Annotated in this window: 18 protein-coding genes; 6 read left to right on the top strand and 12 right to left on the bottom strand. The window is 71.5% G+C overall.

Annotated elements, in window-relative coordinates; all coding sequences use genetic code 11:
- Window positions 1–66: 66 nt before the first annotated feature.
- Window positions 67–1452 (bottom strand): serine hydrolase domain-containing protein, encoded by a 1386-nt coding sequence (locus tag ACGFIQ_RS28460; protein WP_393248556.1) that lies wholly within the window; start codon window positions 1450–1452, stop codon window positions 67–69.
- Window positions 1449–1808 carry a histidine triad nucleotide-binding protein gene (locus tag ACGFIQ_RS28465; RefSeq protein WP_393248557.1) on the bottom strand — a complete coding sequence of 120 codons (360 nt, stop codon included), beginning with the start codon at window positions 1806–1808 and terminating at the stop codon, window positions 1449–1451. The genes ACGFIQ_RS28460 and ACGFIQ_RS28465 overlap by 4 nt, the downstream gene beginning before the upstream one ends.
- A gap of 80 nt (window positions 1809–1888) precedes the next feature.
- On the opposite strand from ACGFIQ_RS28465, the gene ACGFIQ_RS28470 reads away from it, so the two are divergent.
- Window positions 1889–2650, top strand: coding sequence for an SDR family NAD(P)-dependent oxidoreductase (locus ACGFIQ_RS28470; protein WP_393248558.1), 762 nt, complete (start codon window positions 1889–1891; stop codon window positions 2648–2650).
- A gap of 86 nt (window positions 2651–2736) precedes the next feature.
- On the opposite strand, the gene ACGFIQ_RS28475 is transcribed toward ACGFIQ_RS28470, so the two are convergent.
- The 3 genes from ACGFIQ_RS28475 to hrcA all read right to left on the bottom strand — a co-directional run bounded on the left by ACGFIQ_RS28475 (window position 2737) and on the right by hrcA (window position 5719).
- The gene (locus tag ACGFIQ_RS28475; protein ID WP_393248559.1) at window positions 2737–3471 is read right to left on the bottom strand and encodes a 16S rRNA (uracil(1498)-N(3))-methyltransferase; all 735 of its coding nucleotides are present in this window, start codon (window positions 3469–3471) and stop codon (window positions 2737–2739) included.
- 1 nt (window position 3472) lies between these two features.
- A complete protein-coding gene (dnaJ, locus tag ACGFIQ_RS28480; RefSeq protein WP_357559521.1) occupies window positions 3473–4621 on the bottom strand; it encodes a molecular chaperone DnaJ in 1149 nt (382 codons plus the stop codon).
- 75 nt (window positions 4622–4696) lie between these two features.
- Window positions 4697–5719 (bottom strand): heat-inducible transcriptional repressor HrcA, encoded by a 1023-nt coding sequence (hrcA, locus tag ACGFIQ_RS28485; RefSeq protein ID WP_357077100.1) that lies wholly within the window; start codon window positions 5717–5719, stop codon window positions 4697–4699.
- Between the two features lie 167 nt (window positions 5720–5886).
- Between hrcA and ACGFIQ_RS28490 the strand changes: the two genes are divergently transcribed.
- Window positions 5887–6528 (top strand): DUF4870 domain-containing protein, encoded by a 642-nt coding sequence (locus ACGFIQ_RS28490; RefSeq protein WP_393248560.1) that lies wholly within the window; start codon window positions 5887–5889, stop codon window positions 6526–6528.
- A gap of 66 nt (window positions 6529–6594) precedes the next feature.
- On the opposite strand, the gene hemW is transcribed toward ACGFIQ_RS28490, so the two are convergent.
- Entirely contained in the window at window positions 6595–7818 is a 1224-nt protein-coding gene (gene hemW / locus ACGFIQ_RS28495) for a radical SAM family heme chaperone HemW (protein ID WP_393248623.1), read from the bottom strand.
- 19 nt (window positions 7819–7837) lie between these two features.
- Between hemW and ACGFIQ_RS28500 the strand changes: the two genes are divergently transcribed.
- Window positions 7838–8647, top strand: coding sequence for an enoyl-CoA hydratase-related protein (locus ACGFIQ_RS28500; RefSeq protein ID WP_393248624.1), 810 nt, complete (start codon window positions 7838–7840; stop codon window positions 8645–8647).
- Between the two features lie 87 nt (window positions 8648–8734).
- On the opposite strand, the gene ACGFIQ_RS28505 is transcribed toward ACGFIQ_RS28500, so the two are convergent.
- On the bottom strand, window positions 8735–9499 hold the full coding sequence (locus tag ACGFIQ_RS28505; protein WP_393248561.1) for an SDR family NAD(P)-dependent oxidoreductase: 765 nt from the start codon (window positions 9497–9499) through the stop codon (window positions 8735–8737).
- A gap of 377 nt (window positions 9500–9876) precedes the next feature.
- Here ACGFIQ_RS28505 and ACGFIQ_RS28510 point away from each other — a divergent pair, with 377 nt between their 5' ends.
- The 3 genes from ACGFIQ_RS28510 to ACGFIQ_RS28520 all read left to right on the top strand — a co-directional run bounded on the left by ACGFIQ_RS28510 (window position 9877) and on the right by ACGFIQ_RS28520 (window position 13224).
- Window positions 9877–10737, top strand: coding sequence for a hypothetical protein (locus tag ACGFIQ_RS28510; protein WP_393248562.1), 861 nt, complete (start codon window positions 9877–9879; stop codon window positions 10735–10737).
- Window positions 10738–10958: 221 nt separating this feature from the next.
- Window positions 10959–11861, top strand: a complete 903-nt coding sequence (locus ACGFIQ_RS28515; RefSeq protein WP_357077088.1) for a phytanoyl-CoA dioxygenase family protein — start codon at window positions 10959–10961, stop codon at window positions 11859–11861.
- 160 nt (window positions 11862–12021) lie between these two features.
- Window positions 12022–13224 (top strand): low temperature requirement protein A, encoded by a 1203-nt coding sequence (locus tag ACGFIQ_RS28520; RefSeq protein WP_393248563.1) that lies wholly within the window; start codon window positions 12022–12024, stop codon window positions 13222–13224.
- Between the two features lie 6 nt (window positions 13225–13230).
- Here the strand turns inward: ACGFIQ_RS28520 and ACGFIQ_RS28525 are convergent, their stop codons facing one another.
- The 5 genes from ACGFIQ_RS28525 to ACGFIQ_RS28545 all read right to left on the bottom strand — a co-directional run bounded on the left by ACGFIQ_RS28525 (window position 13231) and on the right by ACGFIQ_RS28545 (window position 18472).
- Complete coding sequence (locus tag ACGFIQ_RS28525; protein WP_393248564.1) at window positions 13231–14424, bottom strand: low temperature requirement protein A; 1194 nt, start codon at window positions 14422–14424, stop codon at window positions 13231–13233.
- Between the two features lie 272 nt (window positions 14425–14696).
- Window positions 14697–15338, bottom strand: a complete 642-nt coding sequence (locus ACGFIQ_RS28530) for an MOSC domain-containing protein (protein WP_393248565.1) — start codon at window positions 15336–15338, stop codon at window positions 14697–14699.
- 37 nt (window positions 15339–15375) lie between these two features.
- A complete protein-coding gene (locus ACGFIQ_RS28535; RefSeq protein WP_357077076.1) occupies window positions 15376–16206 on the bottom strand; it encodes a carbohydrate ABC transporter permease in 831 nt (276 codons plus the stop codon).
- Window positions 16203–17189: a carbohydrate ABC transporter permease gene (locus ACGFIQ_RS28540; RefSeq protein WP_393248566.1), complete on the bottom strand. Its 987-nt coding sequence runs from the start codon at window positions 17187–17189 to the stop codon at window positions 16203–16205. Before ACGFIQ_RS28540 ends, ACGFIQ_RS28535 begins: the two co-directional genes overlap by 4 nt.
- Window positions 17186–18472 (bottom strand): sugar ABC transporter substrate-binding protein, encoded by a 1287-nt coding sequence (locus tag ACGFIQ_RS28545; RefSeq protein ID WP_393248567.1) that lies wholly within the window; start codon window positions 18470–18472, stop codon window positions 17186–17188. The genes ACGFIQ_RS28540 and ACGFIQ_RS28545 overlap by 4 nt, the downstream gene beginning before the upstream one ends.
- Window positions 18473–18602: the final 130 nt, after the last annotated feature.

Here is an 18602-nt window from a genome sequence, read left to right on the forward strand (position 1 = left end):
GCGGACGTTACACCCATCGTATCCGTTCAACGCGGGCCGCACCGCGCCCATTTTCGCTGGCCGCGATCAACGCCCGGCCCGGAAGTCGTACCTGTCGAAGGTCTCCTGGTGACGGGTGAACCGGTACGTCGCCCAGTGCATCCGGACCACCGCGCCGGCCTCGTCGCGGGTCAGCCGCAGCAGCTCACCGACCTCCCGACCGGAGACCGTGCGGAACACGTCCGGCTGGTCCGGCAACGGGGTGAAGATCGCCGGCGGACGTCCGGCCGGATCGGCCGCCCCGCGCGCCCGCAGGGCGCCGTCGTGCCAGGAGAAGACGTACTCGAAGCCCTCGCCCCACCAGCGGCCGAGCGCTCCCCGCAGGTCCGCCGGAGCTGGCGGGCCGGGCCGCCAGGGCTCGATCTCGGCCGGGTCGTGCTCGACCGCCGCGGCGAGCAACTGGTGCGGCAGGTCGAACAGCTCAGCCGCCGTGCCGGACGAGCCGAGCACCGCGGCACCCATCGCGCCGGCCGTGCCGTCGCCGCCCCGCCGGCCGTACACCCCGGCGAGGAAACCGGGCATCGCCCCGTCGTGCCCCACGTGCACCACCCGTTCCCCCTGCGGGACGAGGATCAGGCCGAGCCCGAAGCCCGCGCCCCAGAGCGTCTCGTCGGTGGTGGTCAGCGGCCAGCGCATCTCGTCAAGCGTGGTGGCGGCGAGGACCGCGCCGGCCGGGTCCAGTGCGGCCGGGTCGGCGAGGAACGCCGCCCAGCGCGCCATGTCGGTGGCGGTGCTCCAGAGCTGGGCGGCCGGGCCGACCGCGCCGAAGTCGGTGGGCGGTTCCGGGTGCGCCTCGTCGGAGTACGCGTCGACCAGGAACCCGGTGGCCGCCGTCGGCCGCGGGGTCACGGTGGTGTCGGCCAGCCCCAGCGGGGTCAGGATCCGGTCGGTGAGCGACCGCGCCCAGCTCGCGCCACGCAGCCGGGCGACAAGTTGACCGAGCACGGCCAGCCCGAGGTTGGAGTAGTGGAACCGCCGGGCCGTCGGCAGCACCCGCTCGGCCCGGTCCAGCTCGGCCACCAGTCGGTCGGCGTCCGGCGCGCGCAGGCTGTCCCAGACGTCACCGAACGGCTCGCGTTGCAGGCCGGCGGTGTGCGACAACAGCCGGCGGACGGTCAGCTCGCCGTGTGCCGGAAGGTCCAGGTGCCGGCCCACCGGGTCGTCCAGGTCCAGCAGCCCGTCGTCGCGGCACTGCAGGACGAGCACCGCGGTGAAGGTCTTGGTGACCGAGCCGATCCGGAACTGGGTGCCGGGCCCCAGCGGGTTGTCGGTGCCGGTCGCGCCGACGGTGCAGCTCCACAGCGGTCGGTCGGCCCGGTGCAGCGCCGCCGACACCGCCGGCACCCGGGCGTCGGCCTGCACCCTGCGGACCAGCCGACCCAGCCGCTCGTGCACGTCGGGGACGGCCGTCACGCGAGGTTCCGGGCGAGCATCGGGCCGAGCGGTGCACCACCGAGCAGGTGCGCGTGCACGTGGAACACCTCCTGCCCGCCGTACGCGCCGGTGTTGAACATCAGCCGGAAACCATCACCGAGCAGGCCCTCGTCCTCGGCCACCGCGGCGGACGTCGCCAGCACGTCGGCGGCCAGCGCCGGGTCACCCTGGGCGAGGGTGGCGACGTCGGCGTAGTGCTCCTTCGGAACGACCAGGACGTGCACCGGCGCCTTCGGGTCGATGTCACGGAAGGCGAGCGTGGTCTCGGTCTCCCGAACCACGGTGGCCGGGATCTCCCCGGCGACGATGCGGCAGAACAGGCAGTCGGATCCCATCGGGGCAGTCTAGGGAATGACGGGCCGGGGGCGCTCCGGCCCGTTCGCGGGGAAGCGACGGCTGAGGCAGGATGGCCGCCATGACGGATCGGGCGGTACTGGTGACCGGGGCCTCGCGTGGGATCGGCCGCGCGGTGGCGACAGCGTTCGCTGCCGGAGGTGACCGGGTGGCGATCCACCACCGCGACTCCGCCGACGCGGCCGAGCAGGTACGCGCACTGCTGCCCGGCGCCGGGCACGTGGTGGTCCGCGCCGATCTCACCGACCCGGACGCGGTCCGGGCCATGGTCGACCAGGCCGCCGAACTGCTCGGCGGGCTGGATGTGCTTGTCAACAACGCCGGCACGTACGGCGACCGGGACGACCCGCACCCGATCTTCGGCGCCTCCTACGAGCAGTGGCAGCAGCGCTGGCGGCAGGTGCTGGAGACCAACCTGACCGGTGCCGGCAACGTCACCTGGTGCGCCGCCCAGCACATGCGCGAGCGTGGCGGTCGGATTGTCAACGTCTCGTCCCGGGGCGCGTTTCGCGGCGAGCCGGACCAGCCGGCGTACGGCGCCAGCAAGGCGGGGCTGAACGCGCTCGGTCAGTCCCTGGCGGTGGCGCTCGCGCCGTACGGCATCACGGTCGCCACTGTCGCGCCGGGTTTCGTGGCGACCGACATGACCACCGAGCACCTGCGCGGCGAGAGCGGCGCGGCCATCCGGGCGCAGAGCCCGTTCGACCGGGTGGCCCAGCCGGAGGAGATCGCCGCAGCCGTGCACTGGTTGGCCTCGCCGCAGGCCGAGTGGGCCTCCGGCACCATCGTCGACCTCAACGGCGCCTCCTACCTGCGCAGCTGACGGAGCTCCGACAAGATCTTGGAAGGAAAGTGCCCCTGGAAGGGCCCTTTCCTTCCAAGATCTCGCTGAGGATGCGCGGCGACGCGCTACCAGCGGCCGAGGCGGGTCGCGAGCACGCTGAGCGCGGCCACTCCGGCCGTCGAGGTGCGCAACACCGACGGCCCGAGTCGCACCGGCTGGCCGCCCGCCTCCCGGAACGCCGTCAGCTCCGCCGGGGCGATGCCGCCCTCCGGACCGACCACCAGGACGATCTCACCGGCGGTGGGCAGGTCGGCGGTGGTCAGCCGCTCCTCGGCCTCCTCGTGCAGCACGAACCCGGCGGCGGCGCCGGCGATCCGGCGGGCGACGGTGGCGGTGGACTCGTCCGGCGCACCGGCCACCACCGGCAGCCACGGGCGGCGGGCCTGCTTGGCGGCCTCCCGAGCGGTGGCCACCCACTTCTCCCGGGCCCGTACGCCCCGGTCGCCGCGCCACTGGGTCACCGAGCGCGACGCCGCCCAGGGCACGATCTCGTCCACCCCGACCTCGGTCATCGCCTGCACGGCCAGTTCGCCCCGGTCGCCCTTGGCGATGCCCTGCACGGTGACGATCCGGGGGACCGGCGCGTCCGCGTACCCCCGGGAGGTGATGGTGACCTCCAGGCTGCCCCGGCCGACGGCGGTGACCACGGCGGCGGCCGTGCCACCCCGGCCGTCGGCGAGCAGCAGCTCTTCGCCGACGCGTCTCCGCTGCACGGTGGCGGCGTGGTGCCCCTCCGGGCCGTCCAGGGTCAGCGCGTCGCCGGTGGGCAGCGCCTCCACCAGGAACAGCGGCGCGGACACCTCAGGCGTGCCCGTTGAACGCGTCGCGCATCCGGGAGAAGAAGCCGCCCTGCTTGGATAACTCGGCGACCTCCTCACCGCGGGTCTTGGCGAAGTCGCGCAGCATCTTCTCCTGGTCGGGGTCGAGCTTGGTCGGGGTGCGCACGTCCAGGTGCACGTAGAGGTCACCTCGGCCGGTGCCGCGCAGGTGGGGCACGCCCCGGGCACGCAGTCGCAGCGTGCTGGCCGGCTGGGTGCCGGCCTTGACGTCGACAGTCTCCTCGCTGTCCAGGGTCTTGATGGTCAACCGGGTGCCGAGCGCCGCCGCGGTCATCGGCACCGTGACGCGGCAGTGCAGGTCGTCGCCCTTGCGGGAGTAGACGTCGTGTGGCCGCTCGTGGATCTCCACGTAGAGGTCACCTGCGGTGCCGCCGCCCGGACCGACCTCGCCCTGCTGGGCCAACCGGATCCGCATGCCGTCCTCGACGCCGGCCGGGATCTTGACGGTCAGCGAACGGCGGGTGCGCACCCGGCCGTCACCGGCGCAGGTGGGGCAGGGGTGCGGGATGGTGGTGCCGTAACCCTGGCAGACGGTGCACGGCCGGGCCGAGACCACCTGGCCGAGGAAGGTGCGCTGCACCGACTGCACCTCACCGCGGCCGGCGCACGCCTCGCAGGTCGCCAGGTGCGTGCCGGCGGCCGTGCCGGCACCGGAGCAGGTGGTGCAGAGCACGGCGGTGTCGACGGTGATCGGCGCCTCGACACCGAACGCCGTCTCGTGCAGGTCGAGTTCGAGTCGCAGGATCGCGTCGGCACCCGGGCGGGTCCGTGGTCGCGGGCCCCGGGCACCACCGGCCGCGCCACCGAAGAACGCGTCCATGATGTCCTGGAAACCGACGAACGGGCCGCCGGCACCACCCGGACCGCCCGGACCGCCGGCGCCGCCGCCACCCGGGGCGAGCGGGTCGCCACCCAGGTCGACGATCTGCCGCTTCCGGTCGTCCGAGAGGACCTCGTACGCGGCGTTGATGTCCTTGAACTTCTCCTGAGCCTCCGGGTCCGGATTGACGTCCGGGTGGAACTGGCGTGCCAGCTTGCGGTAGGCGCGCTTGATCTCGTCATCGGAGGCTTCCCGGCTGACACCGAGAATGCCGTAGTAGTCCCTGGCCACTGCGTTCCGTGTCCTCATGTTCGTCTCGCGTTGTGCCGGTCGGCGGCCGCAGCCGGCCGCATCGGCCCTGACCAATCAGTTCTGGGCCAGCAACTCGCCCACGTAGCGTGCCACGGCGCGGACCGTGGCGATGTTGCCGGGGTAGTCCATCCGCGTCGGCCCCAGCACCCCCAGGCCACCCAGGATGGTGGTGCCCGGGCCGTAGCCGGTGCTGACCACGGAGGCGGCCCGCAGGTTGTCGAACTCGTTCTCGTCGCCGATCAGCACACGGGTCGTGCTCGGCTCGGTCTCGCCGATGAGCTTGAGCAGCACGACCTCCTCCTCCAACGCCTCGAGGATCGGGCGCAGGGAACCCTGGAAGTCGAGCAGACCGCCCCGGGTGAGGTTGGCGGTGCCGGCCAGCGCGATGCGTTCCTCGTGCCGCTCGACAAGCGTCTCCAGCAGGACGGTGGCGAGCGTGGTCATGGTCGGACGCAGCCCGGCCGGCGCTTCCTCGACAAGCGCCTGCACCAACGGTGGCGTGTCGGACAGCCGCGCGCCGGCGAGCTTTTCGTTGACCAGCCGGCGCAGGTCCATGACGTCGTCGGCCGGCACCGGCCCGGGCAGCTCCACCAGCCGCTGCTCGACCCGCCCGGTGTCCGCGATCATGACGAGCATCAGCCGGGTGGTGGAGATCGGCACCAACTCCAGGTGCCGAACCGAGGATCGGGCCAGGCTCGGGTACTGCACGACGGCCACCTGCCGGGTCAGCTGGGCGAGCAGTCGCACCGTGCGGTGCACCACGTCGTCGAGATCGACCGCGCCGACCAGGAAACGCTCGATGGCCCGCCGCTCGGCCGGGCTGAGTGGCTTGACCCGGGACAACCGGTCGACGAAGAGCCGGTAGCCGCGGTCGGTGGGCACCCGGCCGGCACTCGTGTGCGGCTGCCGGATGTAGCCCTCCTCCTCCAGCACGGCCATGTCGTTGCGGACCGTGGCCGGGGACACCCCGAGCTGGTGCCGCTCGACAAGCGCCTTGCTGCCGACCGGCTCCTGGGTGGAGACGTAGTCCTCGACGATCGCGCGGAGCACGGCGAGTTTCCGGTCGTCGAGACCCATCCTCCGCACCTCCTGTCGCACGTCGGCTGCCGGCGCCGTGGGGCCGGTCGAGCCGCCCTGGCACTCGACTGTAACGAGTGCCAGTCTACGTCGGCGTACCCACCGGCGCGATGATCAACGGTGGCCCCTCTGGTGCCGCGTTGCCACGGGCACCTACCGTGACACCCATGACAGAACCTCCTCGCCCTCCCGGCGCGGGTGACCCCGGCAACTATCCGCCGGAGCCGAGTTCGTACCCGTCGGCCGAGCCACCCACCGCACCACTGTCCGGGGCGTCCGGCCCGGGCGACTATCCCCCGGCCGGTGGCTATCCGCCGCCCACCGGTGACCAGCCGCCGTCGGGTGGCTACCCTCCGGCGGGTGGCTACCCTCCGGCGGGTGGCTACCCGCCGCCCGGAGGCTATCCGCCCGGCGGCTACCCCGCTGGCGGATATCCGACCGGCGGCGCCCCCGGTGGCGGCTACGCCAACAACGAGGACAAGACCTGGGCGCTCGTCGCGCACTTCGGCGGTGCGGCCGGCATGATCATCAGCGGGGGTGTGCTCGGCTGGATCGGCCCGCTGGTGGCGCTGCTGGCCCGCGGCAACCAGTCCCCGACGGCCCGGGCGCACGCCGTGGCGGCGCTCAACTTCCAGCTCGTCTGGTCGGTCGTCGGCCTGGTCGGCTGGGTGCTGTCCTGCATCGTGATCGGCTTCCTCGGCGTCGGGGCGGCCCTCATCCTCGGTGCCGTGTTCGGCATCATCGCCGGCATCAAGGCCAACGAGGGTCAGCTCTACCGCTACCCGCTCTCGGCCAACATCATCAAGTGACCCGGGCCGGCCGCTCCCCCGGCCGGTCCGGTGCACCGCCGCCTCGCTCCGGGGCGGCGCGCCCGTTCAGGGCAGCAGGTCACGCACGACCGCGTCGGCGAGCAGCCGCCCACGCAGGGTGAGCACCGCCCGACCGGCCGCGTACTCGTCGGCGGCCAGCAGCCCCTCGGCCAGGGCCCGCTCGGCGCCAGCACGGCCGGTGGCGTCGAGCACCGCCAGCGGCAGGCCGCTGGCGAGCCGCAGCCGCAGCATCACGTCCTCCATGTGCGTCTCGTCGGCCGTGAGCACCTCCCGGGCCAGGCCGGGAGACGCGCCCGCAGCCAACCGCTCGGCGTACGCCGAGGGGTGTTTGACGTTCCACCAGCGCACCCCGCCGACGTGGCTGTGCGCCCCCGGCCCCAGGCCCCACCAGTCCGCGCCGGTCCAGTACAGCAGGTTGTGCCGGCACCGGGCGTCGTCGGTGCGGGCCCAGTTGGAGACCTCGTACCAGGACAGCCCGGCCGCGTCGAGGGCGGCCTCCGCGGCCAGGTAGCGGTCCGCGGCCACGTCGTCACTGGGGTACGCCAGCTCGCCGCGCCGCATCCGGGCGGCGAGCCGGGTGCCGTCCTCGACGATCAGGGCGTACGCGCTGACGTGGTCCACCCCGGCGGCCACGACCTGCTCCAGCGAGGCGGCGAAGTCCTCGGGCCGCTCCCCCGGGGTGCCGTAGATCAGATCCAGGTTGACGTGCTCGAATCCGGCGTCGCGCGCCTCCAGGGCGGCGGCGGTGGCCCGGCCGGCGCTGTGTTTGCGGTCCAGGATGGCCAGCACGCCCGGTGCGGCGGACTGCATGCCCAGCGAGATCCGGGTGTAGCCGGCGGCCCGCAGCAGCTTCAACGACTCCGGGGTGACCGACTCGGGGTTGGCCTCGGTGGTCACCTCGACGTCGGCGGCCAGCCCCCAGGTGCGGTCGATGCCGTCGAGGATGCGGGCCAGGTCGTCGGCGGGCAGCAGGGTGGGTGTGCCACCGCCGACGAAGACGGTGTCGACCCGGGGCGGCGGGGTGTCGCCGAGCACCCGGGCGGCGAGCGCCAGCTCGGCCAGCACGGTGTCGGCGTACCCCTCGCGGCTGGCGCCGCCGCCCAGCTCGGCCGCCGTGTAGGTGTTGAAGTCGCAGTAGCCGCAGCGGCTGGCACAGAACGGCACGTGCACGTACACGCCGAAGCCGCGCGCGCCGACCGCGGCGGTGGCGGTGGCGGGCAGCGATCCGTCGACGGGGACGGTCTCACCATCTGGAAGGAGGCCGGGCATGGCCACTAGTGTGCCCGGCATGACCACTCCCGACGTCCTCGTGCGGGTCGCCACGGCCCGTGGGGTGACCACCCTCACCCTGGACAGCCCGCACAACCGCAACGCGCTCTCCACCGGCCTGATGACCCAGTTGCTGGCCGGGCTGGCGGACGCGGTCGCCGACGAGGCGGTTCGGGTGGTCGTGCTCGACCACACCGGCCCGGTCTTCTGCTCGGGGGCGGACCTGAAGGAGACGGCCGCGGCATACGCCAGCGGGACCGTGCCGGCCGGCATGCTGGGTGACGTGCTCGCGGCGCTCTGGGAGTGCCCGAAGCCGGTGCTGGCCCGGGTGGGCGGGCCGGCGCGGGCCGGTGGGTTGGGCCTGATCGCCGCCGCCGACCTCGCGGTCTGCGCCGACGAGGCGACGTTCGCGTTCACCGAGGTACGGATCGGGGTGATCCCGGCGGTGATCTCGGCGACCGTGCTGCCCCGGCTGCACCCGCGCGCCGCCGCCGAGCTTTACCTGACCGGCGACACCTTCGACGGTCGACGGGCCGCCGAGATCGGCCTGGTCACGGCCAGCGTGCCGGCGGACGGGCTGGACGACGTCGTGCGACGTTACTGCGACTCGCTGGTACGCGGCGCGCCCGGTGCGTTGGCCGGCGCGAAGGAGTTGTTGCGTCGGCCGGGCACCGCCGAGCTGCGTGCCGACCTGGCCCGGCTGTCCGCCCTGTCGACCGGGTACTTCCTGTCCGACGAGGGACGCGAGGGGGTCGCGGCCTTCCGGGACAGAAGATTGGCTCGATGGGTGGCCGCCGTGGACGGGGGTTCCGCTGATCATGCCGGGTAGGACCGGGGGTGCCGGTGGTCATGCCGGCTGGGACCGGGGGCGGGGACGCCGCCTGCGTGCGGGGCGTCCCCGCGCCGTCCGGTCGGGTCACCAGGCGGTCGCGCCGCCGTCGACCGGGTAGTTCGCCCCGGTGATGTACGACGCCCGGTCGGAGGCGAGGAACACCACGAGCTCGGCGACCTCCTCGGGTTGGGCGAACCGCTTGAGCAGCGTCCTGCCGGTGATCGCGTCCCGAGCCGCCTGGTTGTCGCCCAGGTCGCGCTCACTTGCCGGGCTGACGATCGGCCCCGGGCTGACCGCCACCGCGCGGATCCCGTGCGGCGCACCCTCGAGCGCGAGCTGTCGGGTCAGGCCGATGACGCCGGCGTTGGCGGCGGTGTGACCCACCATCGGGGGGACGCGACCGGCGATCATGCCGGCCATGGAGGCGGCGTTGATGATGACGCCACCGCCCCGCTGGACCAGGTGCGGCCAGGCGAACTTCGACACGAAGTACGGAATGTCCAGTTCACCGGTGATGGTGTAGCGCCAGTCCTCGACGGAGAAGTCCGGCATCGGGCCGAAGCGGAGTGCGGCCGCGTTGTTGTAGACCACGTCGAGCCCGCCGTAGGCCGCGGCGGCGTCCTCGACGAACGTCCGCACCTGCTCCGGATCGGTGAGGTCGACAGGCGCGATGCCTGTCATCTCACCGCCGGCGGCGCGGACGAGCTCGACCGTCTCGTCGTTGCCGGCGACCTGGATGTCGGCCCCGACGACCTTCGCGCCTTCCCGCGCGAAGATCTGCGCGGCGACGCGTCCCAGACCGCCGCCGGTGCCGGTGATGAGCACAACCTTGCCGTCGAGCGTTCCCATGGAACTCCTCCTTGTTCCGTGACCAACTCGGTCGGCTTCGCGTACCGGGCGGGCCAGCGATTGACACGTCAACCGTAGTAACTCCTTGACCGGTCAACCACTTCCGCGTGAGGCCGAACCGGTGACGCGCACGACAGGCCAGGCGAACGCAGATCTCCTGGGCCACGACAACCGGCACCAGACCCCTCGGATTGTCGTTGAGTCAGGGGGTGCGCGAGAGCCATACGGGCAGGTGAGAGCGGGCCCGGAGCGGGAATGCCTCGATCGGAACGCGCCGGCGGAGCCGACCCCGAACCAGGACGGAGCCGCCGAGCCGGCTCGGACGGCCCGTTGGGCGCGACGGGGACGTACGCTTGGCAGACTTGTCGATCTAAGGGGTGTGGGTGCGAACTCGGGCAGCCGTTGCGGGTGGAGTGGTCCTCATCCTCGTCGCCGTGATCGCGATCTGGCTCGTCGTCCGGCAGGTCGGGGGCGGTCTGCGGCTGCCGCTGGCGGCACGCAAGTGCACCGTGCAGGCCGACGGCCGCGTGGCCCTGGACGCCGACCAGATGGCCAACGCGGCCACCATCGCGGCGATCGGCGCAAAGCGCGGAATGCCCGAGCGGGCCGTGGTGGTCGCGCTGGCCACCGCGTACCAGGAGTCCGGGCTGCGCAACCTCGCCGACGGCGACCGTGACTCGGTCGGCCTGTTCCAACAGCGGCCGAGTCAGGGCTGGGGCACCTCGGCGCAGATCCGCGACCCGCGCTACGCGGCCAACCGGTTCTACGCGGCACTCAAGAAGGTGCGCGGCTGGGAGAAGATGCGCGTCACCGACGCCGCCCAGCGGGTGCAGCGCTCGGCCTTCCCCGAGGCCTACCAGAAATGGGCCGACGACTCCGAGGTGCTCAGCCGGGCACTGATGGGCGACGCCACCGGCGCGGTCGCCTGCACGGTGGGGCGTACCCCGGTGATGCACGGGGCGGCGGCGGCCGCGCAGCTCACCCGCAACCTCGTGCTGGACTGGGGGCTCAAGGGTGTCGACCCGAACGACCCGACCGGGCTGACGGTGACCGCGGGTGATCCGCGCGACGGCTGGCGGTACGCGCACTGGCTGGTCTCGCACGCCCAGGACCACGGGGTGAAGCGCGTCCGCTTCGGCGATTTGGAGTGGACCGCCCGGGACGGCACCTGGGATCGGGTGACCGGCCAGCAGAACTCCGGCGGACAGGTCGTGGCCGAGGTGTTCAACGAGGGGTGATCGGGCCGGATCTCTTAACCGGCAGTGACCGCACAATCGGACAAAAGCCTGCAAGACCTTCTATTGATCACGAAGATCTCACCGTACGCAGCCTTCCCGCTGCGCGGGGTTCCCTCCCGGGCCACCCGCGCAACACGCCCTCCCCGATGCATTGGCCAGCGCGTTACGATCGGCGGCCTGTGCCAGAAAAGGTTTCACCTCATGGGGAGGGGTACGACGCGGTGTTCGATTACGGCGACCGGACCGGTTACGAACCGATCAGCGACACTGACCGCAAGGAGTTCCACGAGCAGGGCTTCCTCCTGCTGCGAAACGTCCTGACGGAGGACCACCGGGCGGCGCTGGAGGCGGCGGTCGACCGCGTCTACGCGGAGGAGCAGGCCAAGGGCACCACCAAGAAGGACGGCACCCTGCACCTGCTGGGCTTCCTGGAGCGCGACGAGCTCTTCGGTGAGCTGCTCACCCACCCGATCGCCTTCCCGTACATGTGGGGGCTGGCCGGCTGGAACATCTACACCCACCACAACCACCTGGACGTCACCCCGCCGGCCGCCGAGCCGGAGAAGCCGTACTGGGGTTGGCACCAGGACGGGTACCGGCAGAACTCCGACCCGGAGACGATGGACCCGAACCTGCCCCGGCCGATGTTCTCGCTGAAGGTCGCGTACGTGCTGTCCGACCTCTCCGAGACCGGCCGCGGCGCCACCAAGGTCATCCCGGGCAGCCACCTGAAGAACTCGCTGCCCCGGCCGGCGGACCTCACCGTGCAGAACCCGGACCCGGAGGGCACGGTGGAGATCACCGCCAACCCGGGCGACGCCTTCATCTTCGACCGCCGGCAGTGGCACTCGCGGTCGACGAACCTGTCGACGATCACGCGCAAGATGCTCTTCGTCGGCTACACCTACCGGTGGATCCGTCCGCTGGACGAGCTGCACCCCGACGTGAACGGCGAGTGGTACCGCAACCGCACCCCGGTGCAGCGCCAGCTGATCGGTGAGGGCACCCACACCGCCAACTACTGGGGCATCAACTGGGACGGGTACGTCGACGACGAGATCCCGCTGCGCAGGGAGCTCAAGGAGCGCGGCCTGCTCGACCGAAACATCCCCTGGCTCCGCTGATCACCCGCGCGACCGACGGCCCCCTGCCAACGCTGGCGGGGGGCCGCCGCGTATCCACTTCCGGGCCACCCGACACCGCGCTGTCGGTAGCCTGACGGGTACGCAGGGTCGGGGGGCGGCTCTCGCCCGGGGTGCGGGGTGGCACAGGAGGGCAGCCGCAGTGACGTCCGCTCCGCTCCCCCGGATCGTCCGCCGCCGCGGTGAGCCGGAATATCCGACCTTCCTGGAACTCTTCTTCGACCTGGTCTACATCTTCCTGCTGTCCCGGCTCGCCACCAGCCTGGCCGAGAACCTCACCGTTCGGGGTGCGGCGCAGTCCGCCGTCCTCCTGCTCGCCGCCTGGTGGGTGTGGGTGCTCACGGCGTGGCTCACCGACCTGTTCGACCCCCGACTGCCGATCATCCAGGCGACAGTCCTGCTGGTCATGCTCGGCACCCTGCTGATGGCGATCGCGACACCGTACGCCTTCGGCCGGTACGGGTGGCTGTTCGTCGCCGCGTACTTCGGCATCCACCTGGTCCGGGACGCCGTCCTGATCCCCGGCACCCGGGTGAACCGGCCCATCCAGGCGCGCAGCATCCGGGTCTTCTTCTGGTTCGGCGTCACGGTGACGCCCTGGGTGGCCGGGGTGTTCGTGGACGAGGCGGCCCGTCTGGTGCTCTGGTCGCTCGCCGCGGCGGTCGATCTCGGCTCGGCGCGGATCGGTTGGCCGACACCGAGGCTGGGGCGTACCGAGTTGGCCAGTCAGATCTTCACCGGGATGCACCTCTCCGAGCGGCACCGGGCGATCTTCATCGTCGCGCTCGGCGAGTTGATCCTGAGCACCGGCAGGGGGCTGGCCGGCAGCGGGTTCACCGCCGGTCAGGTGACCACCTGCGCTGTCGCGTTCGTCAGCGCCGTCCTGCTGTTCCAGCTCTACTTCCAGCGGTTCCGGCGGATCCTGGCCCCACCGGGCTTCGCGACGGTGGAGCGGGTCCGCTCCGGCACCTCCACCTCGTACACCCATCTGGTGATGGTGGCCGGGGTGGTGGTCGTCTCGACAGGCACCTCGCTGGTCATCGACCGGCCGTTCGGTCACACGTCGGTGGAGCTGATGGTGGCCATCCTCGGTGGACCGGTCCTGTTCCTGCTCGGCAGCGTGCTGTTCGATGCCGTGGTGACCGCCCGGATCCTCTGGTCCCGGGTGCTGGCCATCGCCGTGCTGGCGATCGTGCTGCTGTGCGCCCTGGCGGCACCCTCCACGATCCTGCTGCCGCCGCTGACCGTCCTGGTGGTGGCGAACCTGGTCCTGCTGCTCACCCTGGTCGGGGAGGGGTTGGCGGCACGTCGCGAGCCGGTCGGGGCCACCGCGCCGGCACGATGAGGGGTCTCAGCGCAGCATCGGCGGTGCCGGCGTACGGGCGTGTCGCCGGGTGCTGACCAGGTTCGCCACGGCGATCAGGGCCAGCACGGTCGTGGCGAGCAGCGCGACCACGACCGGCGGCAGCAGGGGCGTGGCCGGCGCCAGACCCGCCAGCAGCACCACACCGGCCAGTCGGGACCGCGAGATCCGCCCGAACACGGTGAAGTCGAGTACGCCCCGGCCGAGCAGGAACAACGCGGGGCCGCCGAGGATGACCGCGGCCCACGACCGTGGAGTCTCGCCCAGCGGGCGGCCCACCACGAGGTGACTGGTGACCGCCGCGCCGGAGATTCCCGCCACCATGATCAGATGGGTGACCGCGGCGGACTGGGTGAGCAGCGCCGGGTTGGACGACCGGGCGATCGCGTCGGTCAGCAGCTCACCGGCACGGTAGATGTAGATCCGCCACATCAACACCACGGTGCCGAACACCACGAGCAGCGCCCAGGCGCGCTCCAGCGTGTACTCGCCCATGCTGAAGGTCGTTCCGGTCACGAAGATCGACACACCGAGCGCGATGATGACGAACTGCCGGTAGCGTTCGGCCACCCGCGCGTCGACCAGCCGCCAGTCCCGCGGTTGTGAGCGACCGATCCGGGGCAGCGGCCAACCGAGAGCGCCTGCGGCGTACTCGACGACGATCACGAACGCCCAGATCGGCAACTGGCCCGAACCGCCGACGAGCGCCCCGGCGATCCAGCCGACACCGGCGATGGACTTCCAGGTCTGGATCCGGACGGTCGAACGCGGCACGGTCCGGCCCGGGACGACAACGACGTAGTAGGCGGTGGTGCTGAGGGGAATGACCAGGTAGGTGATCGCGAAGAGCAGTGCGTGATCGCCGTACGCGTCGGCCGCGGCCGCGGCCAACAGCAGGCTGGCCGCCGCCACCCCGGTGAGATGCACCTGCCCCGACGAGCGGGTCAGGTCGATGGTGTCGGCGGTCCACACGGTCAACGCCCAGATCATCGTGAACGCGAGCAGGAGCACCAGCGTCTCGGCGATGCCGGTCCAGGTCAGGTCCTCGGCCAGCATGGTCGCCAGGGTGGTCAGGGCGAAGACGTACACGAGGTCGAAGAAGAGCTCCAGGAACGCCGGACGCCGCAGGTCCGGATCGGTTGGTGCCACCGCGGCGGCACCGCCGTCCGTCGCCATCGACATCGCGCACCACCCGGCCCCCCGCCATACACCCCCGAAGGGGACGATACGGGCAACCGCGGGCGGTCGACCCCGTCATCCGGGTCTTCGGGGCCGAACCCGGTGGCCTGCCCGCCGACCGGCACGCACCGACCGGGCACGGGGCGATCGCGGCCCGGACCGGGCGCGGAGGCCGGCGCGGCACGGACCGGGGCACGGGGCGATCGCGGCCCGGACCGGGCGCGGAGGCCGGCGCGACCCGGACCGGGGCGCGGGGCGAGCCGTGCGGCGGGTGGTCAGCCCCGGGCGGCGAGGCGGCGGCGGACCTTGTCCCGGAGCTTCTCCGGCAGGTCCGTCACGTCGAGCAGCCGGGGCAGCAGCTCCGGCTCCAGGGTGATCGCCCGGAACACCTCGCCGATGGTCACCCCGTGCGCGGGTCGGTCCACCACCTCGACCGGATCGCCGGCGCCCACCTCACCCTCGCGCAGCACCCGCAGGTACGCCCCCGGCGTGGCGCGGACGGTGAAGCGCCGGATCAGGTCGGGCACCCCCCAGAAACCGGCGAACGTCGTGCACGGGGTGCGTGGCACCGTGACCTGGAGCACCGCCGTGCCGACGGCCCACTGCTCGCCGACGACCGCGCCTGTCACATCGACCGCGTAGGTGGTCAGATTCTCACCGAAGCCGCCCGGACGGATGGACCGGCCGATCTCGGTCGCCCACCACGCGGCGTCCTCCTCGGCGTACGCGTAGACGGCCTTCTCCGGCCCGCCGTGCACGGCCCGCTCGCCGATGAAGTCACCTGCCACACCCTCGGTGAGCAGCGCCACCGGACCATCCACCGGCCGCTTGTCGATGCCGCTGCGACCGCTCGCGTCGCCGGCCCACTCCGCCTCGGTCACCACGCCGATGTTCACCGCCGCCACCCTGCCCGTCATGACGGTCAGCCTAGCGGCGGACAGCGGCGGGCCACGGTCAGCCCTTGACGGCTCCGGCCACCAGACCGGAGACCATCCGGCGCTGCACCAGCAGGAAGAAGATGATGACCGGCAGGGTGAACAGGGTGGACGCGGCCATCACCGGCCCCCAGTTGGTGTCGTCCCGGCCGAAGAAGAACGTCATCGCCACCGGCAGCGTGTAGCTGCCCTGGTCGTTGATGAACGTCAACGCGAAGATCAGCTCGTTCCACGCCGTGATGAAGGAGAAGATGCTGGTGGCCACCAGGCCGGGCGCGACAAGCGGAAAGAGGACCCGGCGGAAGATCTGGGCCCGGCTGGCGCCGTCGATGGCCGCGGCCTCCTCCAACTCCTTGGGCACCGCGGCGACGAAGCCGCGCAGCATCCAGACCGCGAACGGCAGCGAGAAACCGAGGTACGTGAGGATCAGGCTGGGCAGGGTGTTGTAGAGCCCCAGCCGTTGGATCATCAGGAACAGCGGGATGACCAACGCCTCCAGCGGGATCATCTGCACCACCAGCAGCATGATCAGGAAGCTGGTCCGCAGCTTGAAGCGGAACCGCGCCACCGCGGTCGCGGCGAGCAGCGCCACCAGGCCGCTGAGCACCACCGTGGAGACGGCGACCAGCGCGCTGTTGAGGAAGAAGTCGAGGAAGCTCACGCCGGGGATCAGGTTGCCGGTCAGGATCTCCCGGTAGTGCGCCAGCGTCGGATGGGTCGGCACCGGCTGCGGGGTGGCCGAGAAGATCTCGTTGCTCGGCTTCAGCGAGGTGGAGATCATCCAGTAGACCGGGAACGCCGCGAAGAGTGCGACAAGCAGCCCGGCGGCGTTGAGGGCGACCTTCTTCACGACTCGTCCTCCTGCCTGAGCACCATCCGTACGTAGAAGCCGGTGACCACCAGCAGGATCAGCGTGAGGATCACCGCGATGGCCGCGCCGAGTCCGTACTTCGGCGGCGGGGAGAAAGCTTCGGCGTACGAGTAGATGGCGAGCATGAACGTCGGCCGGTCCTGGGTGCCGCCGGCCAGCACGAACTGCTGGGTGAAAACCTTGAAGTCCCAGATGGTGGAGAGCACGATCAGGATCCCGAAGACCGGGCGCAGCAGCGGGAAGGTGATCTTCCAGAAGACCCGCCAGGGGCTGGCGCCGTCCACCCGGGCCGCCTCGTGCAGCTCGCTCGGCACGCTCTTGAGACCGGCCAGCACGCTCACCGCGATGAACGGGAACGAGTGCCAGACCACCACCAGGGTGAGAATGGCGAAGAAGAGCAGTGGCGAGTTGAACCAGCCGTAGCCGGTCCAGTCGCTCCGACCGAACAGGCCGTTGGAGAGCCCGTCGGGCAGCGCGTTGAACAACCACGTGACGAGGCCGCTCGTGTCGTCGAAGATCCACTTCCAGACGATGGTGCCGGTCAGCGCCGGCGTGGCCCAGGCGAGCATCACGCAACTGGCCACGAAGGTCGCCATCTTGCGGCCGAGCCGGTTGAGCAGCAGCCCGACAAGCGTGCCGAGGACCATCGTGAGCAGCACGTTCGCAGCGGCGAACAGGACCGTGTTGCGCAGCACGGTCAGGAAGAACGGGTCGGAGAGGATGTCGGCGTAGTTGCCGAGCCCCACCCACGGCCACTCCCGATCGCCGCGCAGTTGCCGCACGGAGTTCAGCCGGTAGAAGGACATCACCACCACCTGGCCGAGCGGCCAGAGCAGCAGCACCCCGATGATCAGCAGGGCGGGCAGGAGCAGCAGGTAGGGCAGGCGGTCCACCCGGCGACGCCGCCGCGCGGGGGTCTCCCGCGCGGCGGCCGCCTCCGGCGCCTCGGTCAGCGTGGTCACTTGGCGTTGAGAATGCTTTCCATCTCACCGGCCGCGTCGGCGGTAGCCTTCTCGACCGTCTTCTGACCCTTCATGACCGAGCTGTTCATCGCCTGGGTCACCGTCTTGGTCCGGCTGACCTCCACCCACTTCGGGGTGAGCGGCGTGAGCTTGGTGTTCTGCATGGTGGTGGCGAACGCCGCCATCACCTTGTCGTTGGCGTACCTGTCACCGGCGACGAGGTCCTGGTAGACCGGGAAGAAGCCGAGGCTGCTCGCGAAGCTCTGCGCGTTCTTCTTGTTCAGCAGCACGGTCAGGTAGTCCCAGGCCAGGTCCTGCCGCTCGCTGTCCTTCCAGATCGCCACGTCCGAACCACCGGCGAAACCGGGTGCCGCCTTGCCGTCCGGGCCGGGGATCGGGAACGTACCCCAGACCTTCTCGATCTCGGGGTTGTCCTTCTTGATGGCACCCTGCTGCCAGCTGCCGGCGAAGGCCATCGCGGCCTTGCCGGTGGCGAACTGGGTACGCGCGTCGATCTCGTTCCAACCCGCCGCAGCCGGCGGGGCCACCTTGTGCACGGTCACCAGGTCGGTCCAGAACTTGACCGCCCGCTGCGCCTCCGGAGTGGTGTAGCCGGACTTCCAGGTGCCGCCCTGGTTGCTGGCGATCTCGCCGCCGGCACCCCAGAGGAAGGAGTAGAACGGCAGCTCCGAGTTGCCCGGCAGGGCGATGCCGTAGGTGCCCTTCTTCTTCGCCTGCACCGCCTTGGCCACGGTGACCAGGTCGTCCCAGGTCTTCGGTGGCTGCACGCCGGCCTCGGCGAACCAGTCGGTGCGGTAGTAGATCGCGCGAACACCCGCGTACCACGGCACGCCGTACTGCTTGCCGTCGAGCTGCGCGTTGCGCACCAGGTCCGGCAGCAGATCCTTGCCGTCGGCCCAGCCGCCCATCCGACCACTCACGTCGGCGAGCGCCTCCTGGGCAGCCCAGCCCTGGGTCTCGGTGTTACCCAGCTCGGTGATGTCCGGGCCCTCTCCCCCGGCGAGCGCGGCCTGGAACTTCTTGGGCGCCTCGAGCCAGGGAATGTACTGCACCACCACGTCGGTGTCGGGGTGCTTCTGGCGGAACTCGGTCTCGACGGAGTCGAGGAATGCGTTCTGCGCGTCGCCGCCCTCGCCCATCATCCAGACCGTCAGTTTGCTGTCGTCGGCCGCGTCCTCACCGGAACCCCCGCAGCCGGTCAGCACCATCGCGGCCGAGGCCACCATGGCGGTGACCGGGGCCAACCGCTTCCACCTGTTCACGCCACTTCTCCCCTCGCGCCGCCTGGAACTAACCTTCTCCGCCGCACCCTAGTACGGAGAATTCTTTTACGACAGTGGGCGGGCCGGCCAAAGCGTCGCGACCGTATCGCAGAGGCACGACGAACGGCGC

The organism is Micromonospora sp. NPDC048898, from assembly GCF_043198035.1.
Classification (GTDB): Bacteria; Actinomycetota; Actinomycetes; order Mycobacteriales; family Micromonosporaceae; genus Micromonospora.

What these genes read in the sequence shown, in the direction of transcription:
- hemW (WP_393248623.1), bottom strand. Translation starts at nt 7,818, where the DNA reads ATGCCCGGCCTCCTTCCAGATGGTGAGACCGTCCCCGTCGACGGATCG.
- ACGFIQ_RS28530 (WP_393248565.1), bottom strand. Translation starts at nt 15,338, where the DNA reads ATGACGGGCAGGGTGGCGGCGGTGAACATCGGCGTGGTGACCGAGGCG.
- ACGFIQ_RS28525 (WP_393248564.1), bottom strand. Translation starts at nt 14,424, where the DNA reads ATGTCGATGGCGACGGACGGCGGTGCCGCCGCGGTGGCACCAACCGAT.
- ACGFIQ_RS28470 (WP_393248558.1), top strand. Translation starts at nt 1,889, where the DNA reads ATGACGGATCGGGCGGTACTGGTGACCGGGGCCTCGCGTGGGATCGGC.
- ACGFIQ_RS28490 (WP_393248560.1), top strand. Translation starts at nt 5,887, where the DNA reads ATGACAGAACCTCCTCGCCCTCCCGGCGCGGGTGACCCCGGCAACTAT.
- ACGFIQ_RS28505 (WP_393248561.1), bottom strand. Translation starts at nt 9,499, where the DNA reads ATGGGAACGCTCGACGGCAAGGTTGTGCTCATCACCGGCACCGGCGGC.
- ACGFIQ_RS28465 (WP_393248557.1), bottom strand. Translation starts at nt 1,808, where the DNA reads ATGGGATCCGACTGCCTGTTCTGCCGCATCGTCGCCGGGGAGATCCCG.
- hrcA (WP_357077100.1), bottom strand. Translation starts at nt 5,719, where the DNA reads ATGGGTCTCGACGACCGGAAACTCGCCGTGCTCCGCGCGATCGTCGAG.
- ACGFIQ_RS28500 (WP_393248624.1), top strand. Translation starts at nt 7,838, where the DNA reads ATGACCACTCCCGACGTCCTCGTGCGGGTCGCCACGGCCCGTGGGGTG.